Source organism: Duganella vulcania (genome assembly GCF_009857655.1).
Taxonomy (GTDB): Bacteria; Pseudomonadota; Gammaproteobacteria; order Burkholderiales; family Burkholderiaceae_D; genus Rugamonas; species Rugamonas vulcania.
The window spans coordinates 23,216-35,703 of sequence record NZ_WWCX01000064.1 but is presented as its reverse complement, the minus strand read 5'-3'; the positions used below and the strand labels follow the sequence as shown (position 1 = coordinate 35,703).

The following is a 12,488-nucleotide window of genomic DNA, read 5'->3' as shown; positions in this document are numbered from 1 at the left end:
CCGTCGCCATCGTGGCGGCCGGCATGGCGCCGGGCCAGCGTGGCGGCGCGATTGTGCTGACGGCGGCCAGCCTGCCGGGTCAGACCGGGCACGTGGACGGCACCGCGCGCACGGCGCAACCCGGCGCGGAATTGCCGGGCATGCTCAATTTCGGCCCCTACCTGCCGCTGTCCAGCGGCACCTACCGCGTCACGCTGCGCTACCGCAGCGCCGCGCCCGCGACCGAACCGGTCTCCCTGTTCGATGTCTACGACACGGCGGCGGGCCGGTCGCTGCTGGTGCGCGGCCTGAACGGAACGGAAGACACGGTGCAGGAAGTGACGCTGCCGTTCGCCGTGGCCCCATGGCAGGGCGGAGCACGGCTGGAGTTCCGCAACAACTGGACCGGCAAGCGGCCGCTCACGCTGTACGAAATCCGCGTCACGCCGGGCTGAGCCGGGGTGGGCGTTACAGCTTGAGCTTCTTGAACACGCGCTCCGGCACCAGCTTAATCAGCGTCATGATGCCCCACCAGAACCACGGCGTGTAGATCACGTCCCGCCCGCGTTCGACCGCGGCCACGATGGCCGCGGCCACCGCTTCCGGCGTCGCCCACAGCGGCCCCTTCTTGAACGAGGCCGTCATCGGCGTATCGACAAAGCCCGGCTTGACGGTCAGCACGCGCACGCCGGCCGGATGCAGGCGGTTACGCAAGCCCTGCAGGAAAATCGCCAGCGCACCCTTGGCGGTGCCGTACACATAGTTGGACTGCCGGCCGCGGTCGCCGGCCACCGAGCCGATCACGGCCAGGGTGCCGTGGCGCTGCGCCTCGAAGCGGTTGGCCAGCAAGGTCAGCAGCGACATCACGCTGATGGCGTTGGTGTTCAGCTCGCGCAGCGCGGCGGCGAAATCCTGTTCGCACAGCTTCTGGTCGCCCAGCGTGCCGTGCGCGATCAGCACCGTGTCCAGGCCGCCCAGCGCGGCGGCGGCCGCGTCGATGGCGGCCGCGTGCAGCGCGAACTCGTTCACATCGAGCACGCCATGGCGGGCCACCGGGGCGCCGCGCACCGCCAGGTCGGCGGCCAGCGCGGACAGGCGTTCCTCGTCGCGGCCCAGCAGGTAAAGCGCGTGGCCCTGGGCGGCCCACTGGCGGGCGGCGGCCTGGGCGATCGCCGAACTGGCGCCGATAATCAAGATTTTTTTCATAAGAGTCCTAGACGGCGGGATTGGGTGGAGGCGAAACGCCCGTGCGCGTGCCATTGCGCGCGCACCTGCTCGAACTCCTGCCAGCGCGGATAGCCGCGGCGGAAGGTCTCGGCGCTCATGCGGGCGTCCTTGGCCAGGTACAGGCGGCCGCCGTGCTCGAGCACGATGCGGTCGAGGTGGTCAAGCAGCGCGAACACGGCCGGCTCGACCTTGAAATCCAGCGCCAGCGTATAGCCTTCGATGGGGAACGACAAATGGTGGGCGTTGGCCGGCCCGAAAGCCTTGAGCACGGCCAGGAAGGAGCCGCGGCCGGAGTCGGCGATGGCGGCCAGCACGGCGCGCATGCCGGCGGCGCCGGCCTGGCGCGGCAGGGCGAACTGGTACTGCAGGAAGCCGGCCTTGCCGTACAGGCGGTTCCAGCCGGACAGCGCGTCCAGCGGATAAAAGAACGGCGTATATGGCACGCGGCGCGTGCTGCGCTGGCGCAGCACGCGGTGGTAGTACAGCGTGTTGAAGGCCTGCACGCTGGCGCGGTTCAGCAGCCCGGCCGGCAGGTCGAACGGCACCGGCAGCGCGCCCTTCTCCGGCGCCACCAGCTCGCCGGCGGGCGCGTGCTCGCCAAGCATCAGCAGCGACCGGCCCAGGCTGGCGCCGCGCGCCAGGCAATCGATCCACGCCACCGAGTAGGTGCTGGCGCCGTGCTGCTCGAAGGCGGCCAGCGCGCTGTCCAGGTTGGGCGCCTTGATGGTGGTTTCGATGACGTCGCTCGACGGCACCCGCTTGAGCTGCACGGTGGCCGCCAGGATCACGCCGGTCAGGCCCATGCCGCCGCAGGTGGCGTGGAACAGCTCGGGATGCGCGGCGGGCGAGACGGTCACCCGCTCGCCGTTGCCCAGCAACAGATCGAGCTCACGCACATGGGTGCCGAAGGTGCCGTCCACATGGTGGTTCTTGCCGTGCACGTCGCTGGCGATGGCGCCGCCAAGCGTGACGTAGCGCGTGCCCGGCGTGACCGGCAGGAACCAGCCGCGCGGCACGAAGGTGCGCAGCATGGTGTCGAGCGTGACGCCGGCGGCGCAGCGCACCAGCCCGGTCTCGGGGTCGAAGGCAATGAACTGGTCGAGCTGCCCCATCGCCATTACCTGCGGCGCCAGCGCGCTGTCGCCGTAGGCCCGGCCCAGGCCGCGCGCGATCAGCGTCCCGTCCGCGGCGGCCGCGCGCAGGCGCTGTGCGCACTGGCCGGCCGACAGCGGCAGCAGCAGGCGGGCCTCCTGCCTCGGGTAGCGGCCCCAGCCTTCAAGCACGGTCACGCCGCCCCCGCCATCGGCGCGGCCGGCGCGACAAACACATAGCGCTTGTCCAGCTGGTATTTGATCAGGTTGCCGATGGTCAGGCCCAGCGCGCCGCCGACGTAGCGCATGGCGTCGGTGCCGTACAGATGCGAAAAGGCGAACTCGACGCCCCAGAACACCGCCGTGGTGACCACGCCCATCACGCTGTAGAGCACGAACAGCTTGCCGTCGTGCGCCAGGCTGTCCGACTCGAAGCCGAAGATGTGGCGCTTCTCCAGCAGGTATTTGACCGGCAGGCCGGCGCCGGTGCCCACCAGGATGGACAGCGGCACGGCGTACGGGCCATGATAAATCCAGATCACCACGGCCTGGCAGCCGATGTTGATCGCGGTGGCGATCAGGGCGAACACCGCGTACAGCGCGGCAAGGCGGGCGTCGCCGCGCATCACAGCGCCCTCGCCAGCACGAACACGACGGCCAGCAGCGCGCCGACCAGCCAGCTGACGCGGTCCTTGATCGCGAACACGATGGGGTCGTCGTGCATCTGGCCGCGGTGGGCGATCAGCCAGGCGCGCGAGATCCAGTACAACATCAGCGGGCACGCCAGCCAGATCAGCGTCGGGTGCGCGTACAGCCGCGCCGTGCGCGCGTCCTGGATGTAGAACGCCAGCACCAGCACGGCGATGTAGCCGGCGTTGCTGCCCAGGCTGGAGACCAGCTCCAAATCCTGCTGCACATAGCCGCGTCCGCGCAGCGGCTGGCTCTGGCCGGCCTGGCGGGCCGCGTGCAGCTCGCTGTAGCGCTTGATGAAGGCCAGGCTGAGGAAGACAAACATCGAGAACGACAGCAACCAGAACGACAGTTCCACCGAGACCGCGAAGGCGCCGGCGACGATGCGCAGCGTGTACAGCGCGGCCAGCGACAGCACGTCCACCACCGGCACCTGCTTGAGCCGGAACGAGTAGGCCAGCGTCAGCGCAAAATACACGGCCAGCGCGCCAATGAAGCGCGGCGGCAACGCCAGCGCGGCCAGCCCGGCCCCGGCCGCCAGCAGCAGCGGCCAGACCAGCCAGCCCGCCGCCAGGCTCAGCTGGCCGGACGCGAACGGGCGGCGGCGCTTGCGCGCGTGGTGGCGGTCGTCGCCGACGTCGACCAGGTCGTTGAGCAGGTAGACGCTGGACGCGGTCAGGCTGAACACCACCAACGCCAGCAGCGCGCGCATGACGCTCAGCGCGTCGCCGTACTGGTGGGCCGCCAGCAGCGGCATCAGCACCAGCAGGTTCTTCAGCCACTGGTGGGGCCGCATGGCGCGCAGCAGGCCGGCCAGCGGCGACAGCCGGCCGTCGCCCATCACGCGGCCGAGGTTGCCATGCTGGCGGGCCGCCGCGATCAGGCGCGGCGAGCGGCTGACCACGTGGGCCCTGGCGGCGCCGCGCCAGATGGCCACGTCGGGCCAGTCGTTGCCGACATATTCATAGCCGCGCTCGCCAAAGCGGGCCACCAGCGCGTCGCGCTTGGCGTGCGACTTCAGATTGGTGGCGGCGTCCGAGCCCAGCACCTCGTCGAACAGGCCGAGGTGGCCGGCCACGCCGTCGGCCAGCGTCTGGTGGCTGGCGGTGGCCAGCACCAGGCGGCGGCCGCGCTGCTTTTCCGCGCGCAGCCAGGCCAGCAGTTCCTCGTTATACGGCAGCGACGCCAGCTCCACCCGGGTGTCCTGCGCCAGGCGGGCCTTGAGCGTGGACCGTCCGGCGGCCAGCCAGCCGAGCAGGCTGCCGGCACGCCACGGCTGTTCGACCAGGAAGCTGCTGGCGGTCTCGACCAGCAAGTCGGTCTTGATCAGCGTGCCGTCGAGGTCGACGACCAGCGGCAGGTCGTCGGCGCCGGAAACATCGGGCGGGGGCATGGGGTGGCTCAGGGACATAAAAGGCGGGGCGTGACCTTAAAAATCCGGCAACCATAGCATTTTTGCAGCTAAATGACAACCAGCGCTCCGCATGCCGGGGAAACCGGCAGTGCGCGGGCACGCTGGCCGTCAATGTTCCGGCACGTGAATGCTGGCCTTGATGTGTTTGAGGTGGGCGACGATGGTGAAGGTCATCACCACCAGCAGCGACCATGAACTCCATTTGTTCACATGCACCGCCGACCAGGCGCCCAGCTGGTTGGGATAGCGCCACACGCCCCAGAAGGTGCTGAGGTTTTCAGCCAGCCAGATGAAGAAGCCGATCAGCACGAAGGCCAGCAGCACCGGCATGCGGCGCTCGCGGTCCAGCGGCCGGAACACCACCGTGGTGCGGGCGTACAACCCCAGCGCGCAGGCCGCCAGGTACCAGCGGTAGTCGCCGATGTAGTGGTGGGTGAAGAAGTTCACATAGATCAGTACGGCGATCAGCACCGCCATCCAGTACGGCGGATGATGACGGATGCGCAGGTCGAACAGGCGCCAGGCCTGGATGATGTAGCTGCCCACCGCCGCGTACATGAAGCCGGAGAACAGCGGCACACCCCACAGCTTGGTGTACGCGAAGTCGGGATAGCTCCACGACTGGATCGCCCCGGACACCTTGAACACTTCCAGGCCGAAGCCGACCGCGTGGAACAGGCTGACCGCCTTGAGCTCGTCCCAGGTTTCCAGTCCGCTCCACGCCATGCCCAGCTGAATGGCCAGCGCCGCCACCAGCAGCACGTCGTAGCGGGGCAAGCCCAGCAGGCCGGCGCGCGGCACCAGCAGCACGGCGCTGAAGAACAGCGCGACGAACAGGCACGCCCTCGCCTCCTTCAGGCCGAAGTACAGGAACTCGCGCACGAAGCGCGGCCAGCCGCGCAGGCCCGGACGGTCCGAGTGGTCGAGCAGGTGGAGGTCGAGCGCAGCAAGCATGGCGTCACGGTTGAGGTTTTGGCAAGCGACTCTAACGCCGTGGCGGGCATCTGTCCAGCGGCAACAGGCGAAAAAAAACCAGGCACGGATGCCTGGTTTTTCACACTACGGGTTCTAAGCGATTAGAACGAGTAGGAAGCGCTCGCGCCGAAGGTGCGGAACTGCGGCGTGGTGAACGTGTCACGATAGTTCACTTGGGCGTCCTTGTTCAACACGTTGTTGATGTACAGAGCCAGTTTCACGTTCTTGATGCCGGTGTACGCCAGGTTGTAGTCCACCGTGGTGTTGCTACGCACGCGTTCGCATGCTGGCATGTTGGCGGCGCTGACATTGCTCGACGAGCAGTAGGTCTCGTTGTCGTCACTGTTCAGGCTGTAGCCACCGGTGTAGTTGACGGTGACGCCGTGGTCCAGAGGACCGGCTTTCAGCGAGGCACGCAGCTTGGTGCGCAGACGGCCGCCGGTGTCGTAGTTGCCGGCCGAGTTCATACCGTAGGCGCCGTCGGCGACCTGGTAGACCTGGTAGTTCAGCGCGTAGGTACCTTCCAGCTTCAGACGCAGATCGCCCACGTTCGGGATCTTCACGCGGCCGGACATGTCGAAGTCGAAGCCCGATGCCTTGGTCTTGCCACTGTTGACGTACGGGTTGTAGACCAGGCCCAGCTTGCCGATGCCCTGGAAGTTGGTGGTGTTGCCCGGTACGTACTTCTGGACCAGGGCCAGGAACTCGTTGTCCGCCGCGGTGCTGTCCACGCGCAGCAACTGGCCAGCCGGCAGAGAAGCTTCGCTTTTCAGAACGTCGCCGATCGTGCGGGTGCCGATTTCGTCCTTGCGCTCGATATTGTAGTAGTCGAGTGCCAGGGTCCAGTTCTTGACCGGTTCAAATACCAGGCCCAGCGTGTACGAACGCGAGGTTTCCGGCTTCAGGTCAGGGTTCGACTTGGTGAAGCTCGGCACCGATGCCTTGCAATCGTTGCCCAGGAAGGTGTTGGCGGCCGCCTTGTCGGTGGTGGTCGCGTTCGGCGCTTTCTGGACCATGTCATTCAACTGCGTGGCGATCGGGCAGCGACGCAGGTCGTTGACCAGCGTGTAGACCGCGCTACGGCCCAGGCCGTTACCGGATTCGACGATGTTAGGCGCACGGAAACCACCCGAAACCGTACCGCGCAGCAGCAGGGTTTCGGTGGCGTTGAATTTCAGGCCAACCTTGGGCGAAACGTGGGTTTCGGTGCCGCTGGTTTTGTCGGCGCGCAGAGCGGCGCTCATTTCCAGCGATTTGAGCACTGGAACGGTCGCTTCGGTGAACAGCGCATAGTGGCTGACGGTGTCCTTGACTTGCAGGCCGAAGATACCGACCAGGTCGCCGCGCAGCACGTTGTCCGAGCTCGCCATTTCATACGATTCGCGACGCAGGTCGGTACCGACCGCAACGCTCAGAGGACCAGCCGGCAGCTGGGCAACCGCGCCGGACACGGTGGCGTCGAAGAAGGAAATCTTCGATTTACCCTTGGTGGTACGGACCGGGAACATCGACTCCAGCAGGGCCGGATCGTTCTTCTGGCCGAACTTGTAAGTGTTGTTCAGGATCGCGTCGGTGTAGCCCTTGGCGCTGGTCGCGCGGGTGGACTTGGTGGCCGACGAGGTCATGTAGCCAGCCGCCGATTTCCAGTCGTAATCGCCGATGCTGCCGGTCAGGGCCAACATGGCGCGGGTCTGGTCGGACTCGGTGCGGTTGAAGTTGAAGCCGTTGCCGGTGTCCATCAGACGGGCGCGCAGCTCGATCGGCTGGGAATTGATATTGCCGTTGTTGCCAACTGGCAGCTTCGGATAGAAGAACGGACCGACCATCTTGCCGTCGATCGCGTTATACCAAATGTTGGACGAGGTGGTCGAGAACGTGGACAGTGGTGCGACGAGGTAATCGTTGGTCGCGCCGGCGGTGGTGATTTCAAAGTTGGCGTCGATATTGGCGCCGATCTTGAAGTGGGTGTTGCTCATCGCCGCGTAGCGCTTGTTGTTGGTCGTCAGACCGGTGTACGGCAGCGGGTCGAATTTGCACAGCTTGTCGGCCGGGTCGATCTGGTCGGCCGGGCAGCCAGGACGGGCAACGATCTTGGCGCTGTTGAAGAAGTAGTTGCCGGTCGGCGAGTACTGGCTCTTGGCATCCCAGGTCGAGTGGCCCGGGGTCTGACGGTACCAGTCAGGGTACTTGTCGCGCATTTCACCCATGGTGTAGCCGTCGCGCTTGTAGCCTTCGAAGGTCAGGTAGGTGTTGAAGCCTTGCTTGTCGATGTCGCCGTAGCCGTAGATCGCCGAGGCGCTGCGGTTGCGGTTGTCCTGGAAGCCGTCGGCGGTCTCGTAGTTGACCGTGACCTTGCCGCCTTCGAAGTCCTTGCGCAGGATGATGTTGATTACGCCGGCGACGGCGTCGGAACCGTAGATCGCCGAGGCGCCGTCTTTCAGGATCTCGATGCGCTCGACGGCGTCGGTCGGGATCGCGTCCAGGTTGGTGAAGTTTTCCTGGGCGCCGTCAGCCAGGCCGTAAGGCGCGATGCGGCGGCCGTTGACCAGGACCAGGGTGGAGACTTTGCCAAGGTTGCGCATTTCGATGCCGGAAGCGCCGGTGGCGAAGCTGCCCGAGCTGCTCGATGCCGAGTTGAGGTTGGTGGCGGTGGCGCTGGACGAACGCAGCAGGCCCAGGATGGTGTGCTGGCCGGTGCGCTCGATGTCGTCGCGGCTCAGGATCTGCACCGAGGCGGCGGCTTCGAGCTGGGTGCGCTTGATGCTGGAACCGGTGATTTCGACGCGTTGGAGTTTTGGTTCGGCTTCAGCGGCTTCCTGTGCGTAGCCGTGCTGCGAGTAAGCGATGGTCAATGCGAGTGCGATCGCACTTTTTTTAAAAAGTGTGTTTTTCAAGAACTGCTCCCAGATGTGGTGTATTTAATCTGCGCGTTCGCTATTGCCCATCAGGGGTAAAGATGAACTTAGCTTTTCACGTCTACCCGCAAATTTCGCACAAGCTTGGTGCGGACACAAGAGTTACAGTCCGTTACATTACTATTTAGTTAGTTTGCATATGAATTTGTTGTTTTTCGGAACAATTACGTTATGAATATTCATACAAAAAAACAATGGGGCCGGGCGTGTTCGCGGTGGCGAACAGGCCCGGCCCCATCATCAGCTGGCGGCGGAAGAACTGCTCCGCCGGCCGGCTTGAAAGCGATTATTGCAGCTTGATTTCGACGTCAACACCAGCTGGCAGGTCCAGCTTCATCAGTGCGTCAACGGTCTTGTCGGTTGGGTCGACGATGTCCATCAGGCGCTGGTGGGTGCGGATTTCGAACTGGTCGCGCGAGGTCTTGTTGACGTGTGGCGAACGCAGAACGTCGAAACGCTGGATGCGGGTTGGCAGTGGGACTGGGCCCTTGACCACGGCGCCGGTGCGCTTGGCGGTGTCAACGATTTCCAGTGCGGACTGGTCGATCAGCTTGTAGTCGAAAGCCTTCAGGCGGATACGGATTTTTTGATTGGTAACGGACATGATATTTCCTCAAAAGAGCGAACTGACAACTATGTAGCGTCAGCAATGTTTAAAAGAACGAGTTACTACTGGAACGGCCGACATGGTATCACACCATGCCGGCCGTGTTTCAAACCGCGCTTAAAAATTAAGCGATGATTTTAGCAACAACGCCTGCACCAACGGTACGGCCGCCTTCGCGGATAGCGAAGCGCAGACCTTCTTCCATCGCGATCGGGTTGATCAGCTTGACGGTGATCGACACGTTATCGCCTGGCATAACCATTTCTTTGTCCGCTGGCAGTTCGATCGAACCGGTCACGTCAGTCGTACGGAAGTAGAACTGTGGACGATAGTTGTTGAAGAACGGGGTGTGACGGCCGCCTTCGTCTTTCGACAGAACATAGATCTCGCCGGTGAAGTGGTTGTGTGGCTTGATCGAGCCTGGCTTGGCCAGAACTTGACCACGTTCCACGTCTTCACGCTTGGTGCCGCGCAGCAGCAGACCAACGTTGTCGCCAGCTTGACCTTGGTCCAGCAGCTTGCGGAACATTTCCACGCCGGTGCAGGTGGTTTTGACGGTGTCTTTGATGCCGACGATTTCGATCTCTTCGCCGACCTTGATGATGCCGCGCTCGATACGACCGGTCACAACGGTACCGCGACCCGAGATCGAGAACACGTCTTCCACTGGCATCAGGAAGGCGCCGTCCACTGCGCGCTCTGGCGTAGGGATGTACGAATCCAGTGCTTCGGCCAGGGCCATGATGGCTTGCTCGCCCATTGGGCCGGTGTCGCCGTCCAGCGCCATACGGGCCGAACCTTTAACGATCGGCAGGTCGTCGCCTGGGAAGTCGTACTTCGACAGCAACTCGCGCACTTCCATTTCAACCAGCTCCAGCAGTTCTGCGTCGTCGACCAGGTCGCACTTGTTCAGGAACACGATGATGTATGGAACGCCAACTTGACGGGCCAGCAGGATGTGCTCGCGGGTCTGTGGCATTGGGCCGTCAGCTGCGGAGCAAACCAGGATCGCGCCGTCCATCTGTGCCGCGCCGGTGATCATGTTTTTGATGTAGTCGGCGTGGCCTGGGCAGTCAACGTGAGCGTAGTGACGGCCAGCGGTTTCGTATTCAACGTGTGCGGTGTTGATGGTGATGCCGCGTGCTTTTTCTTCTGGAGCAGCGTCGATCTGGTCGTAGGCTTTAGCTTCGCCGCCGAATTTCTTCGACAGAACGGTTGCGATCGCAGCGGTCAGGGTGGTCTTGCCGTGGTCGACGTGGCCGATGGTGCCGACGTTGACGTGCGGCTTGGTCCGTTCGAATTTCTCTTTTGCCATTTTATTCTTCCTTAGAACAATGTTTTAAATTTGCCGCCGGAGGATCTCCCCGGCGGCAATAGATACTGATTACTTAGCTTTAGCGGTAACGATCGCGTCGATAACGTGCTTAGGCGCTTCCGAGTAGTGCTTGAATTCCATCGTGTAGGTCGCACGGCCTTGCGTTGCGGAACGCAGGGTGGTCGAGTAACCGAACATTTCCGACAGAGGCACTTCAGCTTTGATGATCTTGCCACCGCCGCCTGGGATTTCGTCCATGCCCTGCACCATACCGCGGCGGGACGACAGGTCGCCCATCACGGTACCGGCGTAGTCTTCCGGCGTTTCCACTTCCACAGCCATCATTGGCTCCAGGATGACTGGCGACGCTTTGCGGCAGCCTTCCTTGAATGCCATCGAAGCGGCCATCTGGAACGCGTTTTCGTTCGAGTCCACGTCGTGGTACGAACCGAAGAACAGCGTGACCTTGACGTCGACCACTGGGTAGCCAGCCAGAACACCGGTGTTCAGGGTGCCGCGCACGCCTTTTTCCACCGCAGGGATGTATTCGCGAGGAACGGTACCGCCCTTGATCGCGTCAACGAATTCGAAGCCCTTGCCTGGTTCTTGCGGTTCGATCTTCAGAACCACGTGACCGTATTGACCACGACCACCCGACTGCTTGACGAACTTGCCTTCGGATTCTTCGCAGGTCTTGCGGATCGTTTCGCGGTACGCAACCTGTGGCTTGCCGACGGTCGCTTCCACGCCGAATTCGCGCTTCATACGGTCGACGATAATTTCCAGGTGCAGCTCGCCCATACCACCGATGATGGTCTGGCCCGACTCTTCGTCGGTCTTGACGCGGAACGAAGGATCTTCCTGAGCCAGACGGTTCAGTGCCAGACCCATTTTTTCCTGGTCAGCCTTGGTTTTTGGTTCCACAGCCTGTTGAATCACTGGCTCTGGGAAGACCATTTTTTCCAGGGTGATGATCGAGGTCGGATCGCACAGGGTTTCGCCGGTGGTCACGTCTTTCAGACCAACCGCGGCGGCGATGTCGCCGGCGCGCACTTCTTTGATCTCTTCGCGCTGGTTGGCGTGCATCTGCAGAATACGACCCAGACGCTCTTTACGGCCTTTGACCGAGTTGTACACGGTGTCGCCCGAGTTGATCATGCCGGAGTACACGCGGAAGAAGGCCAGCTGGCCAACGAACGGGTCGGTCATGATCTTGAACGCCAGCGCCGAGAATTTCTCCTCGTCGGAAGCTTTACGGGTTGCAGGCTCGTCGTGCTCGTCGGTGCCCTTGACGTCGTCGATGTCCAGCGGCGATGGCAGGAACTCGATGACCGCGTCCAGCATGGCCTGTACGCCCTTGTTCTTGAAAGCGGTACCGCACATCATCGGCACGATCTCGGAAGCGATGGTGCGATCACGCAGCGCTTGCTTGATTTCGGCTTCGGACAGGTCGCCCTCTTCCAGGTACTTGTTCATCAGGTCTTCGTTCGCTTCAGCAGCGGCTTCAACCATCTTCTCGCGCCACTCGGCGGCCGAATCGGCCAGCTCTGCAGGGATATCGACGTAGTCGAACTTCATGCCCTGGGAAGCGTCGTCCCAGATGATGGCTTTCATCTTGACCAGGTCGATCACGCCCTTGAAGTTTTCTTCAGCGCCGATCGGGATCTGGATCAGGACCGGGTTGGCCTTCAGGCGAGCGCGCATCTGCTCGTAGACCTTGAAGAAGTTGGCGCCGGTACGGTCCATCTTGTTGACGAAGGCCAGACGTGGCACTTTGTACTTGTTGGCCTGACGCCATACGGTTTCCGACTGAGGCTGTACACCGCCCACTGCGCAGTAAACCATGCAAGCACCATCCAGCACGCGCATCGAGCGTTCAACTTCAATGGTGAAGTCAACGTGGCCCGGGGTGTCGATGATGTTGATGTGGTGCTCAGGGAAGTTGTTAGCCATACCCTTCCAGAAGCAGGTGGTCGCTGCCGAGGTAATGGTAATGCCGCGCTCTTGTTCCTGTTCCATCCAGTCCATGGTGGCGGCGCCATCGTGAACTTCACCGATCTTGTGGTTCACGCCCGTGTAGAACAGAACGCGCTCGGTGGTGGTGGTCTTACCTGCATCGATGTGAGCGGAGATACCGATATTGCGGTAGCGCTCGATGGGGGTCTTGCGGGCCATAATTAATCCTAAATCGTTTAATGGACAAAACCGAGCGCCATTTTTGGTGACAAAAATGAGCCCGGCCTCGAACAACGGATAACAGCCAGACCAAGAAGGA

The 12,488-nt window shown here is 63.0% G+C and carries 10 protein-coding genes; 1 reads left to right on the top strand and 9 read right to left on the bottom strand.

The features are described from left to right. Window positions 1–434 (top strand): hypothetical protein (locus GTP90_RS25310; protein WP_161086129.1); only part of this gene is annotated, 434 nt, incomplete at its 5' end. Window positions 435–447: 13 nt separating this feature from the next. Here GTP90_RS25310 and GTP90_RS25305 read toward each other — a convergent pair. From GTP90_RS25305 to fusA, 9 genes are all read right to left on the bottom strand, one after another. After that, window positions 448–1,185: an SDR family oxidoreductase gene (locus GTP90_RS25305; protein WP_161086128.1), complete on the bottom strand. Its 738-nt coding sequence runs from the start codon at window positions 1,183–1,185 to the stop codon at window positions 448–450. Next, complete coding sequence (locus GTP90_RS25300) at window positions 1,182–2,495, bottom strand: FAD-binding oxidoreductase (RefSeq protein ID WP_371875127.1); 1,314 nt, start codon at window positions 2,493–2,495, stop codon at window positions 1,182–1,184. The genes GTP90_RS25305 and GTP90_RS25300 overlap by 4 nt, the downstream gene beginning before the upstream one ends. Further along, entirely contained in the window at window positions 2,492–2,923 is a 432-nt protein-coding gene (locus GTP90_RS25295; RefSeq protein ID WP_161086127.1) for a GtrA family protein, read from the bottom strand. The genes GTP90_RS25300 and GTP90_RS25295 overlap by 4 nt, the downstream gene beginning before the upstream one ends. Further along, window positions 2,923–4,380, bottom strand: coding sequence for a UbiA family prenyltransferase (locus GTP90_RS25290; protein WP_161086126.1), 1,458 nt, complete (start codon window positions 4,378–4,380; stop codon window positions 2,923–2,925). Before GTP90_RS25290 ends, GTP90_RS25295 begins: the two co-directional genes overlap by 1 nt. Window positions 4,381–4,509: 129 nt before the next feature. Next, complete coding sequence (locus GTP90_RS25285; protein ID WP_161086125.1) at window positions 4,510–5,355, bottom strand: DUF817 domain-containing protein; 846 nt, start codon at window positions 5,353–5,355, stop codon at window positions 4,510–4,512. A 122-nt stretch (window positions 5,356–5,477) separates the two neighbouring features. Next, window positions 5,478–8,270, bottom strand: coding sequence for a TonB-dependent receptor plug domain-containing protein (locus GTP90_RS25280; RefSeq protein WP_161086124.1), 2,793 nt, complete (start codon window positions 8,268–8,270; stop codon window positions 5,478–5,480). A 307-nt stretch (window positions 8,271–8,577) separates the two neighbouring features. Further along, window positions 8,578–8,895 carry a 30S ribosomal protein S10 gene (gene rpsJ / locus GTP90_RS25275; protein WP_117014469.1) on the bottom strand — a complete coding sequence of 106 codons (318 nt, stop codon included), beginning with the start codon at window positions 8,893–8,895 and terminating at the stop codon, window positions 8,578–8,580. Between the two features lie 127 nt (window positions 8,896–9,022). Further along, window positions 9,023–10,213, bottom strand: a complete 1,191-nt coding sequence (gene tuf / locus GTP90_RS25270; RefSeq protein ID WP_117012690.1) for an elongation factor Tu — start codon at window positions 10,211–10,213, stop codon at window positions 9,023–9,025. A gap of 69 nt (window positions 10,214–10,282) precedes the next feature. Continuing rightward, entirely contained in the window at window positions 10,283–12,388 is a 2,106-nt protein-coding gene (gene fusA, locus GTP90_RS25265) for an elongation factor G (protein WP_161086123.1), read from the bottom strand. Window positions 12,389–12,488: the final 100 nt, after the last annotated feature.

What these genes read in the sequence shown, in the direction of transcription:
- GTP90_RS25305 (WP_161086128.1), bottom strand. Translation starts at nt 1,185, where the DNA reads ATGAAAAAAATCTTGATTATCGGCGCCAGTTCGGCGATCGCCCAGGCC.
- rpsJ (WP_117014469.1), bottom strand. Translation starts at nt 8,895, where the DNA reads ATGTCCGTTACCAATCAAAAAATCCGTATCCGCCTGAAGGCTTTCGAC.
- GTP90_RS25295 (WP_161086127.1), bottom strand. Translation starts at nt 2,923, where the DNA reads ATGCGCGGCGACGCCCGCCTTGCCGCGCTGTACGCGGTGTTCGCCCTG.
- GTP90_RS25285 (WP_161086125.1), bottom strand. Translation starts at nt 5,355, where the DNA reads ATGCTTGCTGCGCTCGACCTCCACCTGCTCGACCACTCGGACCGTCCG.
- fusA (WP_161086123.1), bottom strand. Translation starts at nt 12,388, where the DNA reads ATGGCCCGCAAGACCCCCATCGAGCGCTACCGCAATATCGGTATCTCC.
- tuf (WP_117012690.1), bottom strand. Translation starts at nt 10,213, where the DNA reads ATGGCAAAAGAGAAATTCGAACGGACCAAGCCGCACGTCAACGTCGGC.
- GTP90_RS25290 (WP_161086126.1), bottom strand. Translation starts at nt 4,380, where the DNA reads ATGCCCCCGCCCGATGTTTCCGGCGCCGACGACCTGCCGCTGGTCGTC.